Source organism: Chryseobacterium sp. (assembly GCF_041914225.1).
Lineage (GTDB): Bacteria > Bacteroidota > Bacteroidia > Flavobacteriales > Weeksellaceae > Chryseobacterium.
The window spans coordinates 49,359-74,038 of sequence record NZ_JAYSDT010000015.1 but is presented as its reverse complement, the minus strand read 5'-3'; the positions used below and the strand labels follow the sequence as shown (position 1 = coordinate 74,038).

Below are 24,680 nucleotides of genomic sequence, written 5' to 3'. Positions count from 1 at the left end.
TTAAAGCAAAGCTCATCTTAATAGTCTTAACACCTTACTACAATCTTAATGTTTCAAAAAAAAAGTTTAAAAAGATTCAAATAAAACAATTATTGATTAGATTTTAACACACAAAATGACTATACTGGATAAAATTATTGAACGAAAAAAGGAAGAAGTTGCATCAGCTCAATCAAAAATGCATCCTGATCACCTAAAAGACAGTGCCCTTTTCAGGAGAAAAACAATTTCACTGAAAGAATCCATCAAAAATAAAAGTGGAATTATCGCTGAGTTTAAGAGACAGTCGCCATCAAAAGGAATCATCAACAATAATGTTGAGCCTTTAGAAGTTGTTTCTGCTTACGAAAAATTTGGAGCCAGTGGAATTTCTATCCTCACTGATCATGATTTTTTCGGAGGAAATTTAAATGATGTTCTCAGTATAAGAAATGACATCAACATACCGATTCTGCGTAAAGATTTCATGATTGATGAGTACCAGTTTTATGAAGCTAAAAGCATTGGTGCTGATGTCGTACTACTGATCGCATCCTGCCTTTCACCAGCTCAGGCTCAGGAATTTACAGACTTAGCCCACGAACTGAAAATGGAGGTTTTGCTGGAAATACATACTGAAGATGAACTGAAGCATTTTAATTCAGAAGTTGATCTGGTAGGCATCAACAACAGAAACCTTAAAGATTTCAAAGTAGATCTGCAGCATTCTGTTCAACTGAAAAACCAGCTTCCGAAAGGCGTTTTGTCGGTTGCAGAAAGCGGTATTTACAGTCTGGAAGATTTTAGATTTTTAAAGGAAAAAGGATTTGACAGCTTCCTCATAGGTGAATATTTCATGAAAAATACAAATCCGGCCAAAACATTTGAAGAATTTGCTTCTCAAATTTTAAATAATAATTAATAATGAACCTGCAACCTCCGACCTTAAATCAGCCGCCTTTTCTCAAAGTCTGCGGACTCACAAAGCCGGATCAGATTCAGGAATTGATTTCTATGAATGTAGATTTCCTCGGTTTTATCTTCTATGAAAAATCACCGAGATATGTTTTGAATCATCTGAGTCAGGAAGAGATCTCCGCTATTGATCATCACGGAAAAACAGGTGTTTTTGTCAATGAAAAAATGGATATCATTTTACAGATGGTACAAAAAGCAGGATTAAATTTTATTCAGCTTCATGGCGATGAAAGTGATGATTTTATTGTTGAACTAAGACAAAAACTCAATCCGGCAGTCGGTATTATTAAAGTAATAAGGATCGGAAGTAATGCAGCTGAAAACAAAATTAAAATAACGCAGACTTTTAACTTTCAACAGACAACCTGCAATCTGCAACCTGTCACCTATTATCTTTTTGATACAGACAGCAAAGCTTTTGGCGGAACAGGAAAACAATTTGACTGGAATGTACTGAATGAACTTGAGATTCCTCTGCCCTACTTTTTAAGCGGTGGTATTTCAGAAGACAACATCGGGAATATTGAAATGTTGAAACAGCAGCCGTTTGCATTGGATATCAATTCAAAATTTGAAATAGAGCCCGGCTATAAAAATATTGACAGGATAAGAGAATTTAAAAGCCTGTACCAGCAGAATAAATAACTTAAAAAAACACAATGATGAACATACATTTGCTAAAAAAGACATTTTACAAAACATTATTTCCGCCTAAATTCGGGAATGAAAAAATTCAGACCCTGTATCATTTTGTTGCGGAGAACGACAGTAACACGGAACATTGGGAAGCAGGCGGATTATTGTCTGATTTCATCTGTATTATTAAAGATTTTGAGGAAGGAGACATCCAGTACTTTTTTGAAAGAATCAGCCTGTGGAACAGCTATTATCTGGTTATTATTTCAGATAAATTTTTAGAAACCCATGTCAGGTCAGTGGTAAAGTATGACTTAGGATTAATTTATGCTAAAATATTTTTACTTTATGACGATTCTGACTCTTACTATCTGATTGATAATCTCGAAATTGCCATCACGATGTATCAGTCAAAAATAGATAAAGCAACCTTAATAGATTTACTGCACAAAATTGAATTGTTATATTATAAAAAACTGATCACCAAACAACAATATGATTACCATCTTACATTTATTAATAGTTTAAACCCATGAAATATCAGATAAAAGAAACTCAGGCTTTAAAGGAAAAGGAAATAGAGCATATTTTGCAGCTATGGGATATTTCTGCATGGAACGCCATGAAATCTGCCTATTTTATTACTTTTTTTAAAGATTCGGAATTTCATTTCCTACTGGATGCGGATGAAAATATACTGGCGGTTATGCGGGTGAATTTTGATTTTACCTTAAAAATAGCAGACAATGAATATTCCTTTGCGGAGGTGGTAGGACTTGTTTCCGCTCATAAAAAGAAAGGATATGGAGCAGTGTTGGTTCGTCATTTCAAAGAAAATGCTGCACAAAGAAATCTGGAGGCGATTGGTTTCTGCCATTCGGATCTTCGTCCTTTTTATGAAAAATGTGATATTGAAATACTTCATGACAAAGCCAAAATGATCAAAGAAAGTATCGGCTCGGAATGGGTGAATTCCGAAGATGATGATATTTTGATTTTTCATACAACGCAGGAAAGAAAAGAGCTGCTCAAACAGCTTAGTTCTCAAAACAATGCTTACTTAATGACTAAAGAATAAAAAATGAATTATAAAAACCCCGATAAACACGGATACTATGGAGAATTCGGAGGAGCCTTCATCCCCGAAATGCTCTATCCCAATGTAGAAGAATTACAAAAGAATTATCTTCAAATCATAGAATCTGAAGATTTTCAGGCTGAATATCAGGATTTGCTGAAAAACTATGTAGGACGCGCTACACCACTATATTTTGCTAAAAACTTAAGCCAGAAATACAATACCCAGGTCTATCTGAAACGGGAAGACCTCAACCATACCGGAGCCCATAAAATCAATAATGCCCTGGGACAGGTTCTTCTGGCAAAACGTCTCGGAAAAACAAGGATCATTGCTGAAACAGGAGCCGGGCAGCATGGTGTTGCCACCGCTACAGCCTGTGCTCTACTGGGTTTACAATGCATCGTTTATATGGGAGAAATTGATATCCAGAGACAGGCCCCGAATGTGGCGAGAATGAAAATGCTGGGTGCAGAAGTTGTAGCAGCCACTTCAGGTTCAAAAACCTTAAAAGATGCAGTGAACGAAGCCCTGAGAGACTGGATCAACAATCCTGTAACAACTCATTATGTGATCGGAAGTGTGGTTGGCCCTCACCCGTTTCCGGATCTTGTGGCAAGATTCCAGAGTATCATTTCAAAGGAAATCAGAGAGCAGCTTAAAGAAAAAACCGGAAGAGAAAATCCTGATTATGTGATTGCCTGTGTAGGCGGTGGGAGTAATGCTGCCGGGACTTTTTATCATTTTGTAGAAGAAAAGGAAGTAAAAATTATTGCTGCTGAAGCCGGTGGTCTGGGTGTAGATTCAGGAAAGTCTGCTGCTACTACTTTTTTAGGAACGCTTGGTGTTCTTCACGGAAGCAAAAGTCTTGTGATGCAGACGGAAGACGGTCAGGTTATTGAGCCGCATTCAATTTCCGCAGGACTCGATTATCCTGGAATAGGACCTTTTCATGCGAATTTATTTCAAGAAAAAAGAGCTGAATTCTTTAGCATTAATGATGATGAAGCCCTAAAATGTGCTTTTGAACTGACCAGACTGGAAGGAATTATTCCGGCATTGGAAAGTTCTCACGCTCTGGCTGTTCTGGACAAAAAGAAATTTAATGAAAATGATGTCGTTGTTATTTGTCTGAGCGGCCGTGGGGATAAGGATATGGAAACGTATCTGAAGAATTTGTAAAATGTAAAAAGTATTCATGTAAAATGGCTTTAAGAGATAAAACCTGATCATAAATACATTAATACAAAAAAGAAAGAAATGAAAAAACTGAATATATACTTCACAGCAGGAATTCCCCAACTGGAAGATACCGCTGATATTATACAACTGATTCAGGATTCCGGAGCAGATATGATTGAAATCGGAATGCCTTATTCTGATCCTGTAGCAGACGGCCCTGTCATCCAGAAAGCTCACGAACAGGCTTTACAAAACGGAATGACCATTGAAAAACTGTTGTCACAATTAAAAGCCATCAAAGACGAAATCAGAATTCCTGTTATTCTGATGGGCTACATCAATCCGGTATTGAGTTTCGGATTTGAGAAATTCTGTGCGGCGTGTGCAGAAAGCGGTGTTGCAGGACTGATCCTCCCTGACCTTCCTCCTATTGAATTTGAGAAAAATTACCAGCAGATTTTAAAACAATACCATCTTAATTTTACCTTTCTTGTAACCCCGGAAACATCCGATGAAAGAATGATCTATCTGGATTCATTAAGTTCAGGATTTCTGTATGCAGTAAGCTCTTCTTCCACCACCGGAAATGAAAATGCAGTTGTAAAAAATGAAGATTATCTTTCCAGACTCGCTGCCCTTCCACTTAAAAATCCGGTAATGATCGGGTTCGGAATTAAATCGAAAGAAGATTTTGAAAATGTGACAGAAAAAGCAGATGGCGGTATTATCGGAACTGCCTTTGTCAATATCCTTCTGCATGATAAAGACTGGAAGAAGAATGCCATAGATTTTATCCATTCTATAAAAGCGTAAAATTCACTAAATTTGTATATCAAAAATTGCAATGAATACAAATCAGAATAAAGTAGTAGAATTTGAAGATTTAGGAATCAAAGAATATCAGCCGGCCTGGGATTACCAGGAGCAACTGATGAAAAACATCATTGATACCAAAATAAAAAACAGAGATCTTCCTGCCGAACAACATACCACTACGCCCAATCACCTTCTTTTCGTAGAACATCCTCATGTGTATACCTTAGGAAAAAGCGGACATGAAGAAAATATGCTTGCCGGTATTGATAAACTGAAAGAAATTGATGCTACTTTTGTGAAAGTAAACCGTGGCGGGGATATTACCTATCATGGCTACGGACAGGTTGTTGGCTATCCTATTCTGGATCTTGAAAACTTTTTTACAGACATTCATTTATATATGAGAAACCTGGAGGAAGTAATCATCAGAACCATTGCGGAATATGGCATTCAGGGCGAACGCTCTCCGGGAGAAACAGGAGTATGGCTGGACGTAGGAAAACCTTATGCCAGAAAAATGTGTGCTATGGGCGTGAAAGCTTCCCGATGGGTAACCCTTCATGGCTTCGCACTGAATGTGAATACTGACATGCGCTATTTTGAATACATCATCCCATGCGGTATCAAAGACAAGCAGGTGACTTCTTTAAAAAGAGAACTTGAAAGAGAACTGACTCCCGCAGAAATGGAGGAACTAAAGGCAAAGATCAGAAAACATTTTGCAGACGTTTTCCAGGCAAAATTGCTTTATAAATAATGAGAATAATTTTCATTAAGATATATGAAAACCAGTTTCAATAATTGAGACTGGTTTTTTATTTAACCGTATTACATACTTAGATCCTACGGAATGGACAAACCGCGTAAAATATGTAAATAAAAACACCCGTACTTTAGGGATAAACTATCCATCCACCTTGTCATTCCGTAGGAATCCATACCTCGAAATCTATTTAAAATTCTTCTTGCTTTTCAAAATTCTACTATTATTGAGACTGTTTTTAGACTAATCCGTATTACATAGCTTAGATTCCTACGGAATGGACAAACCGCATAAAATATGTAAATAAAAACCCCATACTTTAGGGATAAACTATCCATCCACCTGTCCATTCCGTAGGAATCCAGATCTCGAAATTCTATTTTAAAATATTCTTTTTTTTTAGAATTCAATATTAAAAATCTTAGGTTTTCCAGCTGTTTTCAATATTATAACATCAAAACAGAACAGCATAATGTATTTTTTTCAAAAAAATTCTTGCATATATTTTAATTTTTATTACTTTTAATATCACAAATAAGTGAACTATTACAATTAAAAAGTTCGCTGAAAACTAACCACCAAAATATAAAAACTATGAAAAAATTTCTGTTATCCATGATGGCATTCGTGACGATTCTGTCATTCAATGCCTGCTCAGATTCAAATGCCAACCAGGACCCGAATCTTGTCGCTAAAGAATCTAACGAAGTCGCTATGAAAGATTTCGGCAAGACTGTTCCGGTAGGGATTGAAAAAGAAGATGGAAAATTTAAAATCTCATTTATGGTTACTGCCCAGCCGTATGAAATTGCGGACAGTAAGGAAAATACAGGCTATATTTCCATGATCAGACAGGCTGTTGAGAATGAAACTCCTGTTCATGTTTTCCTTAAAGCCAACACTAATAAAATTGCAAAAGTAGAAAAAGCAACAGATGATGCATCCGTTACTTCAAATCTGTATTTAATAAAGAAGAGAGAGGTGAAAGCAATAAAGCAGTCAGTGTTATTCCTGATCTGGCAACGCTGAACAGTTTATTTACCCAGATCAAAAACCAGGCTTGCGGAACATCTACTGCATCTTCTCCTTGTATCACCTTCAGATATCCTGTTGACGGATGTTACGCAAGAGCTCACAAAATGAGGCAAATCCTATTGAATGCCGGCTACGACTGTGAAAAGCAGTTCGTATATGGTAATCTGAGGGCTTCTACAGGAACATGCTGTGTATCCTGGGTATACCACGTGGCGATATTGGTAAGTTTCAAAAATGCTTCCGGAATTGTTGAAAAAAGAATCATAGATCCTTCATTATTCTCCAGCGGTCCTGTAACAGATTCTGCATGGAGAGCTGCATGCACTAACACAAGCTGTGGATCTGCGTCTGTATCTTCCTATGCCAATACAGCAGGAAATGTTTACTACAGAAGCCCGTCAGGTTCATTACTGTATGATAACAACTATGTGAATACCAATTGTGTATTGAATATATTCTCATCCCTTTCAGGATGTTCTCCTTCCCCAGCACCAAGTGTAGCAAGCTGTGGATTTTAATTAATTTATAAAGAACTCCTGCAATTATTTTGATACATTGCAGGAGCTTTTTTTACTTAATACTTTTCATTATGAAAGCCTGGTCATACCTATTATTACTTTTTATTATGATTGCATCCTGTTCCGGTAATTCAGGTTCACAGAATTTAACCTGGTATAATAATGCCACTATTTCAGATATCACCGAAGATCCGGATAAACCTGATGAAGTAGTGCGTGTTGCCATTGGCATCAGTGCTCAGGTATTTTATCTTTCCAAAAAATCACCGGATTATAAAACTCTTATGGAAAAAGCAACCCAAAGCTTTAAGAAAAGTAAGGCATATAATATAGGTATTGAAAACAAAACCAATATCATCAGAGAAATTAAAGAGATTCAATAATCGTATTATCTGATTACGGAAATACCTGCATCAACTTTTATTTCTGCCCCATGAATATATGATGCCTCCTCCGAAGCCAGAAACAATACTACATTAGCTATTTCTGAAGGCTCTCCCTGCCTTTTAAAAGGTATTGTAGAAATTATATCTTCAATAGCGCTTTCAATTTGCTCTCCGGTTAAACCGGTATTGTTAAAAATATTGGTTTTAATATGTCCGGGGCTTACTCCATTCACACGGATTCCCCTTTCTGTAAGTTCTACAGCTAACGTTTTGATGAATGACTGCACCGCAGATTTTGCAGCAGAATATACCGAGAAATTAGGCATAGCAATATCCGTTGCCACTGAAGTATTAAAAATAACGGAGCTCCCGCTTTTCATCAATGGCAACATCTGCTGTACGGTGAAAAAAGCGCCTTTTACCAAAACATTGAAAAGTTCATCAAACTGATTTTCATCCACATATTCCACAGGAGCAAATTTTCCGTATCCCGCATTAGCAAACACCAGATCAATCTGCTCTGTATATTTTCTAACCTCCTGCTGAAGATTCATAAGGTCTTTCATATTTCCGGCATTGGATACGATTCCGAAAGCATTTTTTTCAAGCTTGTCCAAAGCAGTATTTACAGTTTCTTCACTTCTTCCTGTAATAATAACTGTTCCTCCTTCTTCAATGAATTTCTGAGCAGTAGCCAGCCCCATTCCGTTCGTTCCGCCTGTAATTAATGCGGTTTTGTTTTTAAATCTCTGCATTTTTTTTAATTTAAAATCCTACGGCAAAGATTGGAATAGTGGTTGTTTTATAAAATCCGAATCGTGTGGAATTGAGAAAAGACAAAACGGCGAAAAGGCGAAGGAGTAAAACGGCTAAATGGTTAAAAGGTTAAAAGGCAAATAATGCGATTGCGATTTTGCTTTTTTGCCATTTTAAAGTTCATCAATAATTGCTATCAATAAAATCATTCAAAATTAAATTGTACACAATTAAATTGATTATATATTTGTTCTGTTAATTCAGCTGAACATAAAAGCTGAAATTTTAAAAATCAACAAGTAGTTTAATTTAAAACAAAAAGAAAAATGTCATTAATAGAAGATCTGAACTGGAGACATGCTGTAAAAGCTTATGATCCAACCAAAAAAGTTTCACAGGAAGACCTTAACACTATTTTAGAAGCTGCAAGACTGGCTCCTACTTCATCGGGATTACAGCCTTTCCGCGTTATTGTAGTTGAAAACCAGGAACTGAAAGAAAAAATGGTAGCCGGAGCTTTAAACCCAGAAGTAATGAGAGATTCTTCTCACGTTTTGGTGTTTGCCGCATGGGACAGCTATTCCAATGAAAAAATTGACAAAGTTTACGATTATCATACTGACGTAAGAGATCTTCCAAGAGGCCGTTTCGGAAGCTATACTGATAAGATCAAAGAAATATATGGTGCACAGACTCCTGAAGAGCATTTTGCACACACTGCCCGCCAGACTTATATTGCATTAGGGATTGCCCTTGCCCAGGCTGCAGAACTTAAAATCGACAGTACGCCGGCAGAAGGATTCAGCAATGATGTTGTGGATGAAGTACTGGGATTAAGAGAAATGGGATTAAAAAGTGTAAGTCTTTTATATCTTGGATACCGTGATGAAGCCAATGACTGGCTTTCTACTATGAAAAAAGTCAGAATTCCAATGGATGAATTTATCATAAAAAAATAATACCTTCATCGAATCTTTCGTACTCAAAAAATTATGGAAAATCCGAAAACACCCAAACTGGAAAACCAGATCTGCTTTCCACTGTACGTGATCGCCAAAGAGATTACGGGACTTTACCGTCCTTTTCTTGATGAACTGGGCATTACTTACCCACAGTATCTTGTCATGATGATATTATGGGATGGAGACGGACTTACAGTAAGCCACATTGGTGATAAGCTGTTTCTGGACAGCGGTACTCTGACGCCTCTTCTTAAAAGGCTTGAGTCTAAAGGATTTATTACCCGAAAAAGAAAAAAAGAGGATGAAAGAGTAGTTGAAGTATTTTTAGACGAAGCGGGCAGGCAGCTTCAGCAGAAAGCTTGTGAAATTCCGGGGAAAATTCAGGAAAAACTGGGAATACAACCGGAAGAGCTGCTACACCTTAAAGACACGGTACTAAAAATATTAAATAAAATAGAAAATAAATGAAAACATTATATACAACCCAGGTCACTGCAAAAGGAGGCAGAAACGGACATATAAAGAGTGAAAACGAAGTATTGGATCTTGATGTAAGAATGCCGAAAGCTTTAGGAGGAGCCAATGATGATTTTGCTAACCCGGAAATGCTTTTTGCAGCAGGATATTCTGCATGTTTCGACAGTGCTCTGAACAGAGTGATCAGTCTTTCTAAAGTAAAAACCGGGGAAACAACGGTAACAGCACAGGTAAGCATAGGACAGCTTGATAATGGCGGTTTTGGATTGGCAGCTGAACTTGATGTCAATATTCCTGGTGTTTCTCTTGAAGAAGCGCAGGCTTTGACAGAAAAAGCACACCAGATCTGTCCTTATTCCAATGCGACAAGAAATAATATGGAGGTGAAGCTTTCTGTGACCAACAACGATTAATCCAATTTTTTTAAGCATAGTTATAACGAAAGGAGCTGTTTCCATGGAAACAGCTCCTTTTTATTTTTTATTTAACCGCAGATGAGCACAGATAATTGAGGATATTTTTTATGTATATAGTGTTTAAGAATGTCATTCATCATTCATCATTACCTTCTATCTTTATTTACATCGCTTTTCTGATAGGCATCTACTTTTTTATAGGAATCATTCTTCTCTTTTTCTTTTTTATCAGAGATCAGGATGCCGAAAAGATGGTCGATTTCATGCTGGAAAATAACGGCTGTAAAACCTTCTACAATTTCTGAATATTTCTGCCCTTTCAGATCGACATATTCCAGTTGGATGACTTTACTTCTGTAAAACTGGTCTCTGAAGTCGGGAATAGAAAGATCGCCTTCGGGACCAAGATTCTGCAGATCGGAACGCCAGACAATCACCGGATTGATAAAGTATTCCAGCGGAGTTCCTTCTTTATCGAAACGCTGTACCCAGATGATCTTTCTGTTGATGCCTACTTGTGGAGCTGCAATTCCTACTCCGCCGTCTGTTGACAGAAGAGATTCTTTCATCCTTTTTACCAGAACTGCGGTGTTCGGATCAAGAGGATCTGCTTCTGAAGAAATGCTCAGCAATGTTTTATGCTGATTGGAATCTGTGGTCTGATAAATCGGTAAGGCCGTATTCACATCTCCCTGATTAATTATGGAAAGTTCATGGGAAGTAAGTTTCTGAGCGTTGAGAAATCCAATAAAAAAGATCAGCAGGATGGGTAGTTTCTTCATGTTTTTAAATGTTACAAAGGTAAATATTGTGTTGTAAAAATAATTTATTTAGCAATGAATTTTAAGTTTTGGCTAAAGCCGTTGCCTCTTTTAATTAAAAAGCCGGGCTAAAGCCCGACCCCTATTGAATATTTTTTCCTAATAATTAAAAGTCTAAAAAGTCTTGGTCATATCTGCGGGAATAATCAGATTGAAATCTGTCGGGATATAATCTTTAGCTGGCACTTTCAGTTCGGGATCATCTGATTCAAAAACGGAGATGACGGCCATTTTCAGATTAGGATTTTTCTGTTTGATATACCAGTAAATACCTCCAAATTCTTTGCTGTGATAGTTTCCGTTGTAATGAATGAAAGTCTTTCCGGCCTGATAATTTTTCAGGATAGATTCAGCCATTGTGGCGTCTTTTACAGCCTGGGCTGAGATAAAATTCATCACTTTTGTTCCTTCCGCATGGTCACCCATCATCTTTTTCATTTCCGGATATCCCGGAGTATCCAAAGTAACTTTTATAGGCAGCTGCGCAATGTAGGATTTCTCTTTTTCGCTTAATGTATTTAAAGATTCAAGGCCTTCTTTGGCGGTCTGAGAGGCATATTTTCTTGGGATATTGGTGGCAATAAACTTCAGCTTTTTATCTTTGGCAAAATCCACCAAAGGTTTGTAGTCTGTTGCATAGTTATTCCATAAACGGGCAGAATCTTTGAAGGTTTTGGCGTCAAATTTCCCGTTCAGATATTGGTTCAGCTGTGCTTGGTTATCTCTTTCAAACATTTCAGCCCCTAAAATAAGCTGGTCGTTCTTTTTTGCAAACAAAGCTTCCGTAATTTTAAGCTGAAGCCAGTGGTTAATAGAACTGTTATGATTTTCACCAAAAAAGACCACATCATATTGTGCCAGCTCTTTTACCAGCTTTTCTGTCTTTACTTCCTTCCCTTTTTTATCATAAAACTGATATGCCTTAAAGTCCTGCCCCTTCAAAGAACAGAAACCGACAATCAGTATCGCTATGAAAATATTTTTCATTTTGTTTTTATAATTTAATCACAAATTACACAATATTCCGGCACCTTCAGATGGTCTGTCATAAAAAAGACCGCTTTGAATCTTACAAACAAAACGGTCTCATTCAAATCATCTAATTATTACTTTTCTAAAGCTGCCACAAGATCTTTCCATTCCTGCAGCTCAGGAATTCCGGGTTTTCTCTTTCCAAAGAACTGGACGATAAAATCTCCTTCTTTGTTGAATACTTCGATAGCGGTTACTTCACCATCTTCAGTTGGTTTTTTAACGATCCATGCTTCTGCAATTTTCGTTACATCAAGGTGCAGGTTGAAATCCGGATCCATTACGTTAAACCACTGCTGGTGCCAAAGCGTTTTGTTTACATTCCCTGTATGGATCTGAATAATTCCTCTGTTTCCAACGAAAACCATGATCGGAACGTTCTTTTCTGAAGCGTCTTCAAGGATATTCACCACTTTGGCATTATCGATTTTCTTAGCAAATCCTTCCGGAGCCAGTCTTAAGGCCTGCGTTCTGCTTACTCCGTATTTTCTGGTCATCATGAAGAAATCATGAGTGTCTTTCAGTTCTGTCCATGCCTTTTTAAAGCCTTCCACATCAATTTCCGAATCTGCTTTTTCAGCCTGCTTTGGAGCTACTGCTTCAAATACAAAAGCCTGGTTCTGATCTTCAGCTTTGAACTTTTCAACCAAAGCATCGAAAATTTCTTCGTTACTGTTTTTTGTAAGATAGATTTTATGAAGGGCCAATCCGTCTTTTCCAAAAAACTGAAGGCTTTTCTTATCTCCTTCCACTACTGCAAAAGCAAACTTCCAGTGGTTAAGGAAAATTCTGAGATCGATGTCTTCTCCCACAAAAAGCTGTGCATGCGGACTGCTGAAATCTCCGTTCAGATATGTCCCTTTTCTTTCATGAACACACTCATCATTACGGGTAAGCGCCATTACTTTTCCAAGTTGTCCGGCTTCTGTAAGAATTCCCTGGAAATCCGGGTTCAGCACCGTTACACCTTCTCCTATGCCTGTCACTAATAATTCAGCTTCACTTACTCCCAGCTGTGTGGCTGCATTTCTTATTCTGATATGTGGATTTTCTGCTTTCAGAGCTTCCCATTTTTCCTTTAAATCATTAACTAATGTGCTCATTACTTTACTTTTTTATGGTTAAAATTGTATACATTCTTCGTATGGTTTCGTTTCCTGTTTTACTTTTTATTTCTTCTTCTTTTTCAGAAGTTTTCATTCTTTTGAAATGGCTTTTGGAGATCAGTTCTTCCATTTCGCTATTGCTGTACAAGGTGAAATCAAATTCCGTAAATGGCAGCTTTTCCATGAACTCTCTTTGCCCGAATGTTAGAACAAATGTTCCGTCATCTTTTAAAACCCTGTAGATCTCATTTAAAAAATCCACTGGGTTTTCCCAGAAATACACGGTATTGACTGTAAATATTTTATCGAAAGTACCATCCTGAAAAGGAAGCTTTTTTCCTTCGTACAACACAAATTCTGCCTGCCTTTCAAATTCTTTATTGAGCCTTTTGGCTTCATTGTGCATAGTTTCAGAAATATCAATTCCTGTGTACCTGAGGTTTTTGGCAAGATTCATTATACTTTCAAGGTGTCCGGCATTTCCGTGTCCTATTTCAAGGATTTGCTGGCCGTCATCTATCGAAAGTGCTCTGATACTTTCTAACGTCATACTGATGTTGGTAGCATTCATCATTTCACCAATCTCGATACCTTTTTCTCCCCGGGGATTGGCAAGATTCTGTGCGAGGATTCTGAGTTCTTCTTTTTCCATGGTTATCCAAAAATGATCATTGGGTTATTTGTAATAGGATGGCCGCAGATGGTACACGGAAAGTTGTAGGCTTTACTGATATTTTCTGCCGTAAAAACTTCCTGTGGGGTTCCATATGCGGAAACTTTTCCTGATTTCATTAATAAAATCTTGTCAGCAAATTGAGCTGCAAGGTTCAGATCATGCAAAACAACAATGGCACTGTTGGCTTGTTTTGTAAACTTTCTGATGATTTCCAACGCTTTATACTGATGCTTTATATCGAGGTTATTCAGAGGTTCATCCAGAAAAACCAGCTTATGGGTAATGTCGTTCTGTAACTGCGCCATTACTCTTGAAAGATGTACCCGTTGTTTTTCACCTCCTGACAAAGAATTATAATCTCTGTCTTTTAAATGGAAAATGTCGGTTTCATACAGCATATTATTCATTGCTTCAAGATCCTCTTTTCCAGGCTGAGCTTCAAAATAAGGATACCTGCCCATCATAACGACATCTTTTACATCAAGCGGAATATCATTGCTGTTGTGCTGTGAAAATTTTGCCTTATGCTTTGAAAGCTCCTTCACGTTCCATTCTTGAATAGGCTTATTTTTAAATAATACTTTCTGCTTTCCGGATTTCACTTCATCTGCCAAAACACTCAGAAGGCTTGACTTTCCTGCTCCGTTCGGACCTACAATGGCTAAAAATTCGCCATATTCCAGGGAGACATCTACCCCATCCAGGATACGGAACTCTTTATGTTTATAATTAATCTGGTGTGCCTTGATCATTATAGTGATTTTTTAAATTTAACCAAAATAGCAATAAAGATAGGTCCTCCCATCAATGCAGTCAGAATTCCGATCGGAAGTTCGGACGGAGCTACAATACTTCTGCTGAATGTATCTGCCGTCAGCAGCAAGATACTTCCACACATCGCTGATAAAGGCAGGATAAAGGTATTATCGGATTTGAATAAAAGCCTTAAGATATAAGGTACAATTAATCCTACAAAACCAATAGTTCCTGAAAATGCTACGCATGTCCCCACCATTAAAGCCACTGTGATAATGATCTGTTTTTTCAGCTTCTCCACGTTGATACCAAGGTGCTGTGCATCTTTTTCTCCCAGCATCATGGCATTCAGAGCTTTTCCTTTGGGTAATAAAATGATGTAAGCTATAATCATGACCACAGCCAGAATAATATTCTTTGTCCATGTGGCAGCAGCCAGGCTTCCCAGATTCCAGAAGGTTAAATCCCTGAGCTGTTCATCTTTTAAAATATAGATCAGGAATCCGGTAATGGAGAAACCGATTGCGGTTATCGCCACTCCGGTAAGCAGCATCATCACTACATTTGTCTTTCCTCCGCTTGTTGAAATTTTGTATACCAGCATCATGGATAAAAAAGATCCTGCGAAAGCTGAGATTCCCACCAGCGAAAACTGTACAGCTTCAGGAAAATATTCTTTGAAATGCCCTCCCAAAACAATCGCAATGGCCGCCAGCAGTGTTGCTCCTGATGTAAGACCAATCAAATCTCCGGTTGCTAACGGATTTTTAAAAAGTCCCTGAAGGCTCGTACCCGAAACGGAAAGCATTCCTCCAATTAAAATAGCCATAACGATTCTGGCTGCTCTTACGTCCCAGATCACATATTGATCACTCAGCGATAAACCGGGATCTCCTTTTATAAATTGCCACAGGATCATGAACGGGGAATTCCCTCCGAAATCATAAACTCCGGTATTAAGTGACAGTACTGCTATCATAATAAGCAGTACTGCACTTATGATAAGATAAAAGTATAGTTTACTTTGTGTTTTCAATTAAAAGTTTATTTAATGCTACTGCTGCTTCTCCCAGTCTCGGTCCGAAACCTGATACTAAACCTCCGTCCATTGCGATGATCTTCTTATTTTTACCGGCATTGGTTTGTGATACTCCCGGCATTTTAAGGGCTCCTTCATTTCCTCCTGCGCCCTGTAATCCTGTTTCGAAGAAGAATAATACATCAGGGTTGGCTTTTACAACTGCCTCAGGTGTCAATGGTTTGAAATCTTCAAAATCAGTTACGGCATTTTCTCCGCCTGCAAGAGTGATCAGTGAAGCCATTGGTGTATTTTTACCGCTTACCATCAGCATATTACCTCTGGCATAGATGAACAGTACTTTTGGTTTTTTAGCAATGGGCTGTACCTGTTTCAGATCAGCATCAATCTTGTCATTTAATTTCTGATAATCTGTATTTCCGATCGCTTTTGCAACCTGTTCGATCAGTTTTTTGGTTCCTGCTACGGTATATTCCTGTTTGAAAACCTCAGTCTGAATTCCTGAAGATTTGATTTTTCCCATGAGTTCCGGGTTGATATCTTTATCAGAAGCCAGGATCAAAGTAGGATTTACAGCCATGATCGGTTCAATCGTCATTGATCTCATGTGCCCTAAATCTTTTGCAGTAGCTTTTAATGAGGCTGGATACGTACTGGTAACATCGGTTGCTACGATTTCTTTTTCGTGTCCCAAAGCAGCTACGATTTCAGTAATCCCACCATTTAATGTTACTATTTTATTATTGGTTTTTGGTGCTTCAGAAGTAGCTTCTGTAGTATTTTCTTTTGCTCCTGCTTCTACCTTTTTGCAGGAATATACTGCGACAAGAACAGAAGCTGCAAGGATGAATTTTTTCATGATATACTATTATTTGATTATTTATAAAGGTTCAAATTCAAAATTGGTGTATCCTCTTTCGCCTTTTGTATTTTTCATGGTGTTGAATCTCAGCTTGAAATAGAAACCTTCAGCATCTTTCAATACAAAGAAACGGTCTGAATATACAAACGGAACCGGATTTGTTGCTGTTCCCGTAGTGGTTCTCCACTTGTCACCAATGGCCCGCTGGTCATTGAACACAAATTTTGCATGTTCAACATCTTTTAATTTAAATGCGCTGTAAGCCGCATCAAGATTTCCTGTAATACTTACCTGATAAGCTCCCACACCATTCAGGGTATTAGTCGTCACAAAATCAGCATAAAAATAGCTTCCTGCACTGGTTGCAGGTCCCATGAACACTTCATTGGTAAACGTTGTGAACGCAAGGTCCCAGTTTTTTTTCTTAGGCTGAATTTTTACCGGAGCTCCTGTTTTCAAATTGAAGAATGAGAAGCTGTATTCTGTATCTTTAGTAATGATATATTCTTTGATATCTGCTTCTGCTGCATTCACGTCAGCATAACGGATTTTGTATCCATTCTGGGCTCTCAGAATCTGAATTTTCTTCCATCCTCTCGGATCTCCGGACAATGAGACTGAACCTGCTCCGATATTGGCTGCGGAAGGAATTTCTCTCCCCAGATTGATCAGATATACCGGATTATCGGCATCATTTTCTTTGATGGCATCAATTCCTGAAGTCTGTGTCAGAAAATTTCCATCAGGATTATCGACATATTGCATATTGGCAGCATCAAAGGTTCCTACCTGAGCAATGTCTTTCAGGCTTGATATATCTGCTTCTTTTACTTTACTGATGTCTGAAACGTTGGGAATTTTGATCACCGTCATAGCCAGAGATCCGTTCATGATCACACGGAATTCATCTCCAGTATAAAAACCAAGGTCCCAATCTGTTCTGCGGTTAACGGCCGGACTGGTGTAGTCACTTAAGTCGATCCACACCTGATTGGGTTCTGTAGGACCTCCGATGTTCACGCTTACTTCCGACCCCGTCATTGGAGGAACCGGAACCGGATCTTCATCTGCAGAGAGACAGGATTGTGTGACAGCCATAACGGAAAGAACAGACAATATTTTTAAATACTTCATAACAGTAACTTATTATTAAAATTGAAACATTAGTCGGGCAAAATAGCTTCTGCCATAGTATAAATTAATATAACCACTCGCCGCCGTATGGGCAGAACCTGCCACTGCGGTTGAGTTCAATCTCGTTACATCAAATATATTTTTCACTCCGGCGGAAATTTCAAAATGCTTATTCCAGAAAGGCTGGCTCACGATGAAATCCATCATGTGGAAGCTGTCTACTTTTCCAAGCCGGAACCCGCTTGCTCCATCTGAAACATACATTCTGTCCGGACCTGTGAACTTGTAATAAAGGGCAAAATTGGTATCTGTACTTTTCAGTTTGTAGGTTGCTGAAGCTCCTACCTGAACCAGATACTGGAAATCTGTAGGAGAAGAAGATTTTAAATCATTCATCGATACGGATGTTCCGTTTACTGATCCCCTCAAAGACAGGGCAAACTGATCTTTTCTGAAATCTACGTTGGCAGAGAATAACAAATTTTTATAGGTATCAAGATTCATGTATTTGTAGGTGGAAGGCTCTTTTACCATCACCATTTCAATCCTGTCCCGTACATCAAGGTATAATGCATCAACTCCATAAGCGATTTTCCAGCCATTGCCTGCAGAAAAGTTCTGGTTCCAGAAAAGTCCTGCAGAGAATCCTTTTTCAGGATTTAAATCCGGATTTCCCTGAACGTCATGGTTAAGATTAACAAAATAGGTATACAGCTCATCATATTTCGGAAAACGGTTGGCCGATCCTATAACCGCTCTTAGATTTGAATTTTCAGAAGTTTTATATCTTGCTGATAAAGAGTAGTTGTACTGATTGTTAAAATTTTCGCTCAAAGAAAGCCTTACTCCCGGTCTCAATGAAAATTTGTCTGAAACATTCCATTCTGCAGAAAGGAAATTGGAATAGGTAAATATTTTTCTTTTTACTGCTTCACCCAGAAAGTCTCCTGCGATCAGGGCAGCATAACCGTTGGTGTAATCCAGCTCATATCCTAACTGAAAATCAAAAACTTTGCTGTTCAGGAAATTGCTGAACATCCCTCTTGAGTAGATTACATCTGTTTTGTAATAAGATTTTTCCTCCTGACGGCTCTTTATTTGTCTGTTCGGGATATCATAATTGTAATCATAATATTTTCTGTCCTGGTTCTGATAAGAGAAATCTCCCATATATCGGATATGTCCCAGGTTGGTTTGAATATTAAACTGATGAATCCAGCGGTCTGTATTGTATCTTCTGTCTCTGCTTTCATAGGAAACTCCGCCTGCTCCGTCATTCAGAGGATTTCTGCTGACCTCCGGATTGTAGAAATTGAATTTCTCATTAAGATAAGACAGCTTGTAGAAGAATGTTGTTTTGTTTTTCGTGTATCTGAGTAATGCTGATGCATCGTATTGGTCTTTCGGGTTCCATTCATAGCCTCTCTGATTGTCCTGTCCGAAATATTTGTAGCCTTTGCTTTCTCCTTCATATCCCATAAACTGGTTATGGTTGAAATTGATGCTGGCAAACCATTCATTACTGATATTATAATCTACATTCAGGTTCTGAATATGTCTGCCGTTACCTTTTTTCTTAAGGTCATAATTGTCTCTTACCGTTTCTTCCTGCAATGAACCTCTTACACTTATTTTTTTTGTACCCGTCTTTTTCGTAATAATGTTGATAACCCCGGCAACAGCACCATTTCCATACTCAACACCCATGCTTCCTTTTACAATTTCAATTCTTTCTATATTGCTTAAGGTAATTTTGGTAAGGTCAATATTACTGCCCAGTCCTGTATCCCCTACTACCGGAATATTGTCTATAAGGATTTTTACATAATCTCCGTTAAGTCCCATGATATTGGCAGTGGAATTTCCTGAACGGGTATCGGGAGTGATCTGTATGTTAAGACTTTGATTCAAAACCTCGGCAACGTTCGTGGCTGCCATATTTTTAATCTGTTCTGCGTCTATGACATCAACCTTATATATCGATTTGTTAATGGACTGCTGCATGTACTGTCCTGTAATAACCACTTCTTCAATTTTCTTTTGATAAAGAGAATCCTTTTCTTGTGCATTCATCCATAAGGCTATGGATAACGTCAGAACGGAAAGCACTTTCTTCTTCATAAGGGTACAAATTTTCGACAAATATAAAACTTTATTTAGACTCATTAAAAATAAATATATATTTTTATGGAATAATTCTAAATAAAAATAATCTCATGAAATTAAAATTACTTTTCGGAACTCTGATGTTTACAGCTTTAACTGTTAATGCCCAGGTATCCAGCATCAATGAAAATTTCAATAATTTTACTGTCGGGAATACCACTTTCCCTCAGTTTGGATGGTCTGCTATTGTTGCACCCATAACCGGTGAGTTCCCTCCTGTACCTCCAAGAATGATTGTAGCAGGTGATTCCAACAGATTTATTCAGTCGTACGCAGGAAACAATGCTACCGGTTCTTCTTACCTGATTTCACCACAGATTGAAACGCCTACCGGAAACAAGACATTGACTTTTGATACCACTCTGGTATCTCCATCTCCCGGTCCCGGAAGTATTCAGATTGGAATAGCCTCCAACCCTGCAGATATGTCAACATTTGTTCCTGTCGGGAATCCTATTAATGTAGCGACAATCGGTACTGTACAGAATATCAGTGTTAATATTCCGGCATCCACAGGATCTTACATCGTATTTAAGTTCACACCTACTGCTACCCATGTAGCCATTCAGGTTGATAATGTAATTTATAATACAGCAGCTTCATTAGGTGTATCCGACAACAATAAAACAACAGAGAATTTCAGATTTGCTTTAAATGCTGATCAAAGCGCTTTAGAATTTATCGTGAAGAAAGATCCTAAGAACATTCAGATCTATTCTGCTGCAGGCACGAAAGTAGCGGAGGGAAAGTTAAACGGAAGAAGATTTGAAATCAATACCCTCCAGACAGGTGTTTATTATATGAATATTGAAACAGCAGAAGGAAAACTTATTCAATCAAAATTCATTAAAAAATAAGGTTAATCAGCCTATTATTTACCTTTTGAAAGCCGGCAGGAATGATTTCTGCCGGCTTTTTTATATATGATTTCATTGTTAATCATGATCACAATAACAGAAACACGACAAAAGTCATTTTTTTATTTAGACTGATTAAAAATAATTATATACTTTTGTGGAACCATTCCAAATAAGGATTTAAGAAATAAATTATGAAAACAAAACTATTTTTGGCTTCGGTACTGGCAATGTCTGTTCATCAGACTGTTTTAGCGCAGACTGACGCATTGGGATACTCACAGGTAAATATGACCATGGGAAGCGGATATCAGAACCGCGTATTTGTGAACCTTGCAGATGGCAATATGGTTTCCCAGCCAGCCAATACGTGGGATATTGCTTTTTACAGAAACTCAAACTATGCTTTCGGATCGAGAGTGAATGATGCAAAAGATATCCAAGTATTCACCGCATCAACCAATTTAGCCGACTGGGACAATATCAGCATCAGCAATGAATCTTCATGGGGAGCTCCTTTGTACAATCCGGATCAGACAACTGACTGGAGCCAGGGTGCTTTTGAACAGGGACCTGTGACATCTCCAAATCCTAATATTCCTTCAACAGGCTGGGGAGTTTACAATCCCGTCAACCACCATATTCAGGGGAAAGCAATTTTTGTTTTAAAATATGCTTCAGGAACCTATATTAAATTCGCCATTGAAGATGCGTTTGCCGGATATACCTTCAGATATTCAAAGTGGAACGGTACATCATGGGGAACTACTGAAACAAGAACCATTGCCAATGGTACAGATGATTCTTATTTCAATTATTTCTCCTTCGATACCGGGGAAAAGGTTCCGAACCTGGAACCCTCCAGAACTGCATGGGATTTTGTATTCACCAAATATTACACGTTCTATATGGGTGTACAGATGTATCCGCTTTCCGGGGCCATTCAAAGCCCTAATATCAAGGTTGCGATGGTACAGCCGGAAACTCAGGAAACGGCAGGTTATACCATCCCGGCCAATGCGAATTTCTCATCAACTATTACAACGGTGGGACATTCCTGGAAGGGTATCGGAACGGTAAAAAATGATGTTGTATACTACGTCAAAAAAGGAAATGACTACTACAGAATGTACTTCACCACAAACGGCGGAGCAAGTACAGGAAACATGTATTTCAAATACAAGAAGATTACTGAAACATTAGGGATTACCGAGGTTGGGAAAAAAGCATCTTTCGGTCTGTATCCTAACCCTGCAACAGCTGATAAAAAAGTAACGGTTCTTTTTGATGTTAAAGAAAAAGCAGGTAACAAAGGGAATGCAGAGGTTTATGATCTTACCGGCAAAAAGGTATATTCTGCAGAGCTTACCAATCAGGCAGGTTTCTATAAGCAGGAACTGAACCTTTCTACCCTTCCATCAGGAAATTACCTTGTAAAAATTAGTTACGGAGGCCACTCGGAGACGAAAAAGCTTATCGTAAAATAAACTTTTCATTTTTAATACTTTCTATTTTTTCTAATAAAAAGGCGGTTTCAGAGTATTGAAGCCGCCTTTTATTCTTTATTGAAGTTGAGAAAATTTTTAAGATTTTAAAGTTTTAAATTCTTAAATCTTTAAATGTTCAATTAATATATTTTAAATCCTTTATAAACTTCTGCAGAACTCTCCATGATTTTGGAAGCATCTTTACGGAAATCCAACAAATGGTCCTGGCCATTATGCCTGTTGTGGTGCTCAACACTTTCCCAAAGCTCAATCAGGAAAAAAGTTCCTTTATTATCTTTATCTTCAATCAGGTCATACTGCAGACAGCCTTCTTCTTTTCTTGTTTCTTTCACAAGCTTCTGAAACAGCTCTACGGCATCCATCAGATAGTTTTCATTAAACTTAAAAAGTGCAATGATATGTAAATTCATGTTCTAATATTTAGTGATGTAAAAGTAAAGTATTTTCAAAATCAAATATCTTTTTGCCCCTTTTATTTTTCCACACCGAACATAATTTTTTAATTAAAAACTGATTTATAAATAGTTATGGAACTCATCACAATGACCAAAGTTCCGATTATCACAAACATTTTCTTTACAGGAAGCTTAGCCGTAAGCATTGCTGAGAAAGGAGCGGTAACAATCCCTCCGATCAAAAGCCCCAGAATAATATTCCAGTGCTGGATCCCCAGGGTAAAGAAAAAGGTAACGGCTGCGGTAATGGTCAGGATAAATTTGGCTACGGTAGAACTTCCTACAGCAAATCTTGGGGTAAATGCATTTTTGATCAGTGTTCCGGTTACCAAAGGTCCCCAGCCTCCTCCTGCAAAGGAATCTATAAAGCCGCCTATCACGCCCAGTCTGATCAGATTGGTTTTTCTTTTCAGGGCTTTACTTTGTTTTTCTTTAAATGCATTTGATAAAATCTGAAAACCGAGATATAAAGTATAAAAAGCAATCAGTGTTTTGGTGATCTTCGCGTAATATTCTCCGAGATAAGTAAGACATACCGTACCGATAATTGCACCAATTACAGCCGGAACAGCCAGTTTTTTCACCAGGCTTTTACTTACATTTTTCAATTTGATGTGGCTGACGCTTCCTGCAGCGGTGGTAAAACTTTCTGCCGAGTGAATACTTGCGCTTACAATATGCGGTGGAATATTCAGAAGCATCAGTGTTGTGGTACAGATGACCCCATATCCCATTCCCATTGATCCGGCAACAATCTCTGCAAAAACCCCTACCAGAAGCATCCAGTAAAAAATATAATTATCTTTTGCCAGGATAGCCTGCAGCTCTTCCAGATATCCCAGTTCATACATTGAAAAAACAATGATGGAAATAACAGCAGCTGTCACAAAAAGAACATTAAGCCTTACCTGAATTTTTCTTGAAATCACCATATTATAAACCGTTTTTGTCCATTACTATTTTATGATCATTATCATTGACAATAAAGACATTCAGCGATTGTCTGCTATCCGTTCTTTCGGAGTGGATTTTTTTTTCAGATACAGCATATGCAGCAGCCAAATGGACTGCAATACCAGAAAGGGCGATGTTTTGTGATTGGTTTTCTTCTTCTTTTGAAGTCATAGTTTGTTCATTTGAAGTAGCGCAAATATCTGATAAAATATTTATCCTACAAAACAAGTAGACTATTAATTCAAAAAAAAGGATCAGGTTAGTCAACCAGATCCATTAAAGTTTTACTTTCCAGAATATTCAGGGATGCATCACGAACCTCTATCAGAACATCATGAAGTCCGCAGTGATCTTCATTGCAGTCTTCACATTTTTCATAGAAATTAAGACTTACACAGGGAAGCATGGCAATAGGCCCGTTTACCAGACGAATAATTTTTGCCAGTTTCACATTTTCAGGATTTTCTTTGAAGAAGTATCCTCCACCCTTTCCTTTTTTACTGTCAAGGATATCCGCTTTTTTCAGTTCAAGAAGGATATTTTCCAAAAACTTTAAAGGAATCTTTTTATGTTCCGCAATTTCAGAAATAAGAATCGGGCCTTCATTTCTTTTTTCTACAAGATATGAAAGCGCCTTAAACGCATATTGAGATTTTTTTGAAAGCATTACAGCAAAAATAAGAAAATTGTTTAATATTTGAAAAAGGGAGAAAAGTGAAACTGTAAATGCGTAAAAGATAATTTTTTTCAACCGTAATTTTACGGTTTTATATACCACATTTTTGCCTTTCTGCCATTAAATCATTATGTTTGCCATATGTTCAGTAAACAAGAGGCACAGCAATTAAAAAAGGAATTTTGGACAGCTTTCGGAAAGTCATTTCCCAGAAAATGGATTCTTTATGATACCAAAATCAAGGACATGTCATTTAAATTTTCAGCCGACAATAAAAAAGCAGAAGTTTCTCTGGATATCGAAATGAAAGATGAAATTTTCAGAAATGCTTATTACGAGAAAATCTGGTCTCTGGAAGATATTTTAAAAGATTTCGTTGGAGACTTTCAGAAGGAAGAATATTTTACCCTTGAAAACGGTAAAGTGATCAGCAGGATATGGGTTGAAAAGCATGGCGTTTCCATTTTTAATAAAAATACGTGGCAGGAAATTTTTGAATTCTTTGTAGACAAAATGGATGGTTTTGAACGGTTTTACTATGAATATGAGGATTTTATAAAGGATATATAGAATACTTACGAAATAAATACTATTTTATGCTTCGAATTAAGATAAAAAAAGAAAACTTATCTTTGCTACACCACTTAAACTAATAG

At 37.7% G+C, this 24,680-nt stretch carries 30 protein-coding genes; 16 read left to right on the top strand and 14 right to left on the bottom strand.

The window, feature by feature from the left end; all coding sequences use genetic code 11:
- Positions 1–115 precede the first annotated feature (115 nt).
- The 10 genes from trpC (at position 116) to ACE3RB_RS09100 (ending at position 7,368) form a co-directional block, all read left to right on the top strand.
- On the top strand, positions 116–901 hold the full coding sequence (gene trpC, locus ACE3RB_RS09145; protein WP_374463946.1) for an indole-3-glycerol phosphate synthase TrpC: 786 nt from the start codon (positions 116–118) through the stop codon (positions 899–901).
- A gap of 2 nt (positions 902–903) precedes the next feature.
- Positions 904–1,602 (top strand): phosphoribosylanthranilate isomerase, encoded by a 699-nt coding sequence (locus ACE3RB_RS09140; RefSeq protein WP_374463945.1) that lies wholly within the window; start codon positions 904–906, stop codon positions 1,600–1,602.
- Positions 1,603–1,616: 14 nt separating this feature from the next.
- Positions 1,617–2,129 (top strand): hypothetical protein, encoded by a 513-nt coding sequence (locus tag ACE3RB_RS09135; protein ID WP_374463944.1) that lies wholly within the window; start codon positions 1,617–1,619, stop codon positions 2,127–2,129.
- Positions 2,126–2,671 (top strand): GNAT family N-acetyltransferase, encoded by a 546-nt coding sequence (locus ACE3RB_RS09130; protein ID WP_374463943.1) that lies wholly within the window; start codon positions 2,126–2,128, stop codon positions 2,669–2,671. Before ACE3RB_RS09135 ends, ACE3RB_RS09130 begins: the two co-directional genes overlap by 4 nt.
- 3 nt (positions 2,672–2,674) lie before the next feature.
- Positions 2,675–3,853, top strand: a complete 1,179-nt coding sequence (gene trpB / locus ACE3RB_RS09125; RefSeq protein WP_374463942.1) for a tryptophan synthase subunit beta — start codon at positions 2,675–2,677, stop codon at positions 3,851–3,853.
- 57 nt (positions 3,854–3,910) lie between these two features.
- Complete coding sequence (gene trpA, locus ACE3RB_RS09120) at positions 3,911–4,666, top strand: tryptophan synthase subunit alpha (RefSeq protein ID WP_374463958.1); 756 nt, start codon at positions 3,911–3,913, stop codon at positions 4,664–4,666.
- A gap of 31 nt (positions 4,667–4,697) precedes the next feature.
- Complete coding sequence (gene lipB, locus ACE3RB_RS09115; protein ID WP_374463941.1) at positions 4,698–5,426, top strand: lipoyl(octanoyl) transferase LipB; 729 nt, start codon at positions 4,698–4,700, stop codon at positions 5,424–5,426.
- Positions 5,427–6,026: 600 nt separating this feature from the next.
- A complete protein-coding gene (locus tag ACE3RB_RS09110) occupies positions 6,027–6,461 on the top strand; it encodes a hypothetical protein (RefSeq protein ID WP_374463940.1) in 435 nt (144 codons plus the stop codon).
- Positions 6,374–6,985, top strand: coding sequence for a protein-glutamine glutaminase (locus ACE3RB_RS09105; protein WP_374463957.1), 612 nt, complete (start codon positions 6,374–6,376; stop codon positions 6,983–6,985). The genes ACE3RB_RS09110 and ACE3RB_RS09105 overlap by 88 nt, the downstream gene beginning before the upstream one ends.
- A 71-nt stretch (positions 6,986–7,056) precedes the next feature.
- The gene (locus ACE3RB_RS09100) at positions 7,057–7,368 is read left to right on the top strand and encodes a hypothetical protein (RefSeq protein ID WP_374463939.1); all 312 of its coding nucleotides are present in this window, start codon (positions 7,057–7,059) and stop codon (positions 7,366–7,368) included.
- A 5-nt stretch (positions 7,369–7,373) separates the two neighbouring features.
- On the opposite strand, the gene ACE3RB_RS09095 is transcribed toward ACE3RB_RS09100, so the two are convergent.
- Positions 7,374–8,126 (bottom strand): SDR family oxidoreductase, encoded by a 753-nt coding sequence (locus ACE3RB_RS09095; RefSeq protein WP_374463938.1) that lies wholly within the window; start codon positions 8,124–8,126, stop codon positions 7,374–7,376.
- A 327-nt stretch (positions 8,127–8,453) separates the two neighbouring features.
- On the opposite strand from ACE3RB_RS09095, the gene ACE3RB_RS09090 reads away from it, so the two are divergent.
- From ACE3RB_RS09090 to ACE3RB_RS09080, 3 genes are read left to right on the top strand one after another with little or no spacing between them, the layout of a single operon-like run.
- Entirely contained in the window at positions 8,454–9,086 is a 633-nt protein-coding gene (locus ACE3RB_RS09090) for an NAD(P)H-dependent oxidoreductase (RefSeq protein WP_374463937.1), read from the top strand.
- A gap of 33 nt (positions 9,087–9,119) precedes the next feature.
- Positions 9,120–9,557: a MarR family winged helix-turn-helix transcriptional regulator gene (locus ACE3RB_RS09085; RefSeq protein ID WP_002980567.1), complete on the top strand. Its 438-nt coding sequence runs from the start codon at positions 9,120–9,122 to the stop codon at positions 9,555–9,557.
- The gene (locus tag ACE3RB_RS09080; protein ID WP_374463936.1) at positions 9,554–9,979 is read left to right on the top strand and encodes an organic hydroperoxide resistance protein; all 426 of its coding nucleotides are present in this window, start codon (positions 9,554–9,556) and stop codon (positions 9,977–9,979) included. Before ACE3RB_RS09085 ends, ACE3RB_RS09080 begins: the two co-directional genes overlap by 4 nt.
- Positions 9,980–10,128: 149 nt before the next feature.
- Here ACE3RB_RS09080 and ACE3RB_RS09075 read toward each other — a convergent pair whose 3' ends face one another.
- The 9 genes from ACE3RB_RS09075 to ACE3RB_RS09035 all read right to left on the bottom strand — a co-directional run bounded on the left by ACE3RB_RS09075 (position 10,129) and on the right by ACE3RB_RS09035 (position 19,529).
- Positions 10,129–10,764: a peptide deformylase gene (locus ACE3RB_RS09075; RefSeq protein WP_374463935.1), complete on the bottom strand. Its 636-nt coding sequence runs from the start codon at positions 10,762–10,764 to the stop codon at positions 10,129–10,131.
- 153 nt (positions 10,765–10,917) lie between these two features.
- A complete protein-coding gene (locus ACE3RB_RS09070; RefSeq protein WP_374463934.1) occupies positions 10,918–11,790 on the bottom strand; it encodes a ChaN family lipoprotein in 873 nt (290 codons plus the stop codon).
- A 119-nt stretch (positions 11,791–11,909) separates the two neighbouring features.
- The gene (locus ACE3RB_RS09065) at positions 11,910–12,938 is read right to left on the bottom strand and encodes a hemin-degrading factor (protein ID WP_374463933.1); all 1,029 of its coding nucleotides are present in this window, start codon (positions 12,936–12,938) and stop codon (positions 11,910–11,912) included.
- A gap of 4 nt (positions 12,939–12,942) precedes the next feature.
- Positions 12,943–13,593, bottom strand: a complete 651-nt coding sequence (locus tag ACE3RB_RS09060) for a class I SAM-dependent methyltransferase (protein ID WP_374463932.1) — start codon at positions 13,591–13,593, stop codon at positions 12,943–12,945.
- Between the two features lie 2 nt (positions 13,594–13,595).
- A complete protein-coding gene (locus ACE3RB_RS09055) occupies positions 13,596–14,369 on the bottom strand; it encodes a heme ABC transporter ATP-binding protein (RefSeq protein ID WP_374463931.1) in 774 nt (257 codons plus the stop codon).
- Positions 14,369–15,409 carry a FecCD family ABC transporter permease gene (locus ACE3RB_RS09050; RefSeq protein WP_374463930.1) on the bottom strand — a complete coding sequence of 347 codons (1,041 nt, stop codon included), beginning with the start codon at positions 15,407–15,409 and terminating at the stop codon, positions 14,369–14,371. Before ACE3RB_RS09050 ends, ACE3RB_RS09055 begins: the two co-directional genes overlap by 1 nt.
- Positions 15,393–16,271 carry a hemin ABC transporter substrate-binding protein gene (locus ACE3RB_RS09045; RefSeq protein WP_374463929.1) on the bottom strand — a complete coding sequence of 293 codons (879 nt, stop codon included), beginning with the start codon at positions 16,269–16,271 and terminating at the stop codon, positions 15,393–15,395. Before ACE3RB_RS09045 ends, ACE3RB_RS09050 begins: the two co-directional genes overlap by 17 nt.
- 21 nt (positions 16,272–16,292) lie before the next feature.
- Positions 16,293–17,408 carry an HmuY family protein gene (locus ACE3RB_RS09040; protein WP_374463928.1) on the bottom strand — a complete coding sequence of 372 codons (1,116 nt, stop codon included), beginning with the start codon at positions 17,406–17,408 and terminating at the stop codon, positions 16,293–16,295.
- A gap of 15 nt (positions 17,409–17,423) precedes the next feature.
- Entirely contained in the window at positions 17,424–19,529 is a 2,106-nt protein-coding gene (locus ACE3RB_RS09035; RefSeq protein ID WP_374463927.1) for a TonB-dependent receptor plug domain-containing protein, read from the bottom strand.
- Between the two features lie 95 nt (positions 19,530–19,624).
- Here ACE3RB_RS09035 and ACE3RB_RS09030 point away from each other — a divergent pair, with 95 nt between their 5' ends.
- Positions 19,625–20,431, top strand: a complete 807-nt coding sequence (locus ACE3RB_RS09030; RefSeq protein ID WP_374463926.1) for a choice-of-anchor J domain-containing protein — start codon at positions 19,625–19,627, stop codon at positions 20,429–20,431.
- 194 nt (positions 20,432–20,625) lie between these two features.
- Entirely contained in the window at positions 20,626–21,918 is a 1,293-nt protein-coding gene (locus tag ACE3RB_RS09025; RefSeq protein ID WP_374463925.1) for a T9SS type A sorting domain-containing protein, read from the top strand.
- A gap of 140 nt (positions 21,919–22,058) precedes the next feature.
- Here the strand turns inward: ACE3RB_RS09025 and ACE3RB_RS09020 are convergent, their stop codons facing one another.
- The 4 genes from ACE3RB_RS09020 to ACE3RB_RS09005 all read right to left on the bottom strand — a co-directional run bounded on the left by ACE3RB_RS09020 (position 22,059) and on the right by ACE3RB_RS09005 (position 24,015).
- Positions 22,059–22,349 carry a putative quinol monooxygenase gene (locus ACE3RB_RS09020; protein WP_131438555.1) on the bottom strand — a complete coding sequence of 97 codons (291 nt, stop codon included), beginning with the start codon at positions 22,347–22,349 and terminating at the stop codon, positions 22,059–22,061.
- 89 nt (positions 22,350–22,438) lie between these two features.
- Positions 22,439–23,326, bottom strand: a complete 888-nt coding sequence (locus tag ACE3RB_RS09015) for a sulfite exporter TauE/SafE family protein (RefSeq protein WP_374463924.1) — start codon at positions 23,324–23,326, stop codon at positions 22,439–22,441.
- Between the two features lies 1 nt (position 23,327).
- Positions 23,328–23,519: a hypothetical protein gene (locus ACE3RB_RS09010; protein ID WP_374463923.1), complete on the bottom strand. Its 192-nt coding sequence runs from the start codon at positions 23,517–23,519 to the stop codon at positions 23,328–23,330.
- 88 nt (positions 23,520–23,607) lie between these two features.
- Positions 23,608–24,015 (bottom strand): Rrf2 family transcriptional regulator, encoded by a 408-nt coding sequence (locus ACE3RB_RS09005; protein WP_002980584.1) that lies wholly within the window; start codon positions 24,013–24,015, stop codon positions 23,608–23,610.
- A 150-nt stretch (positions 24,016–24,165) separates the two neighbouring features.
- Here ACE3RB_RS09005 and ACE3RB_RS09000 point away from each other — a divergent pair, with 150 nt between their 5' ends.
- Positions 24,166–24,594 (top strand): DUF4268 domain-containing protein, encoded by a 429-nt coding sequence (locus ACE3RB_RS09000; protein ID WP_374463922.1) that lies wholly within the window; start codon positions 24,166–24,168, stop codon positions 24,592–24,594.
- Positions 24,595–24,680 lie beyond the last annotated feature (86 nt).

Bases quoted from the DNA above. Each gene is read 5' to 3' on its own strand.
- trpC (WP_374463946.1), top strand. From the start codon at position 116: ATGACTATACTGGATAAAATTATTGAACGAAAAAAGGAAGAAGTTGCA.
- ACE3RB_RS09140 (WP_374463945.1), top strand. From the start codon at position 904: ATGAACCTGCAACCTCCGACCTTAAATCAGCCGCCTTTTCTCAAAGTC.
- ACE3RB_RS09135 (WP_374463944.1), top strand. From the start codon at position 1,617: ATGATGAACATACATTTGCTAAAAAAGACATTTTACAAAACATTATTT.
- ACE3RB_RS09130 (WP_374463943.1), top strand. From the start codon at position 2,126: ATGAAATATCAGATAAAAGAAACTCAGGCTTTAAAGGAAAAGGAAATA.
- trpB (WP_374463942.1), top strand. From the start codon at position 2,675: ATGAATTATAAAAACCCCGATAAACACGGATACTATGGAGAATTCGGA.
- lipB (WP_374463941.1), top strand. From the start codon at position 4,698: ATGAATACAAATCAGAATAAAGTAGTAGAATTTGAAGATTTAGGAATC.
- ACE3RB_RS09110 (WP_374463940.1), top strand. From the start codon at position 6,027: ATGAAAAAATTTCTGTTATCCATGATGGCATTCGTGACGATTCTGTCA.
- ACE3RB_RS09100 (WP_374463939.1), top strand. From the start codon at position 7,057: ATGAAAGCCTGGTCATACCTATTATTACTTTTTATTATGATTGCATCC.
- ACE3RB_RS09095 (WP_374463938.1), bottom strand. From the start codon at position 8,126: ATGCAGAGATTTAAAAACAAAACCGCATTAATTACAGGCGGAACGAAC.
- ACE3RB_RS09090 (WP_374463937.1), top strand. From the start codon at position 8,454: ATGTCATTAATAGAAGATCTGAACTGGAGACATGCTGTAAAAGCTTAT.
- ACE3RB_RS09085 (WP_002980567.1), top strand. From the start codon at position 9,120: ATGGAAAATCCGAAAACACCCAAACTGGAAAACCAGATCTGCTTTCCA.
- ACE3RB_RS09080 (WP_374463936.1), top strand. From the start codon at position 9,554: ATGAAAACATTATATACAACCCAGGTCACTGCAAAAGGAGGCAGAAAC.
- ACE3RB_RS09075 (WP_374463935.1), bottom strand. From the start codon at position 10,764: ATGAAGAAACTACCCATCCTGCTGATCTTTTTTATTGGATTTCTCAAC.
- ACE3RB_RS09070 (WP_374463934.1), bottom strand. From the start codon at position 11,790: ATGAAAAATATTTTCATAGCGATACTGATTGTCGGTTTCTGTTCTTTG.
- ACE3RB_RS09065 (WP_374463933.1), bottom strand. From the start codon at position 12,938: ATGAGCACATTAGTTAATGATTTAAAGGAAAAATGGGAAGCTCTGAAA.
- ACE3RB_RS09060 (WP_374463932.1), bottom strand. From the start codon at position 13,593: ATGGAAAAAGAAGAACTCAGAATCCTCGCACAGAATCTTGCCAATCCC.
- ACE3RB_RS09055 (WP_374463931.1), bottom strand. From the start codon at position 14,369: ATGATCAAGGCACACCAGATTAATTATAAACATAAAGAGTTCCGTATC.
- ACE3RB_RS09045 (WP_374463929.1), bottom strand. From the start codon at position 16,271: ATGAAAAAATTCATCCTTGCAGCTTCTGTTCTTGTCGCAGTATATTCC.
- ACE3RB_RS09040 (WP_374463928.1), bottom strand. From the start codon at position 17,408: ATGAAGTATTTAAAAATATTGTCTGTTCTTTCCGTTATGGCTGTCACA.
- ACE3RB_RS09035 (WP_374463927.1), bottom strand. From the start codon at position 19,529: ATGAAGAAGAAAGTGCTTTCCGTTCTGACGTTATCCATAGCCTTATGG.
- ACE3RB_RS09030 (WP_374463926.1), top strand. From the start codon at position 19,625: ATGAAATTAAAATTACTTTTCGGAACTCTGATGTTTACAGCTTTAACT.
- ACE3RB_RS09025 (WP_374463925.1), top strand. From the start codon at position 20,626: ATGAAAACAAAACTATTTTTGGCTTCGGTACTGGCAATGTCTGTTCAT.
- ACE3RB_RS09020 (WP_131438555.1), bottom strand. From the start codon at position 22,349: ATGAATTTACATATCATTGCACTTTTTAAGTTTAATGAAAACTATCTG.
- ACE3RB_RS09015 (WP_374463924.1), bottom strand. From the start codon at position 23,326: ATGGTGATTTCAAGAAAAATTCAGGTAAGGCTTAATGTTCTTTTTGTG.
- ACE3RB_RS09010 (WP_374463923.1), bottom strand. From the start codon at position 23,519: ATGACTTCAAAAGAAGAAGAAAACCAATCACAAAACATCGCCCTTTCT.
- ACE3RB_RS09005 (WP_002980584.1), bottom strand. From the start codon at position 24,015: ATGCTTTCAAAAAAATCTCAATATGCGTTTAAGGCGCTTTCATATCTT.
- ACE3RB_RS09000 (WP_374463922.1), top strand. From the start codon at position 24,166: ATGTTCAGTAAACAAGAGGCACAGCAATTAAAAAAGGAATTTTGGACA.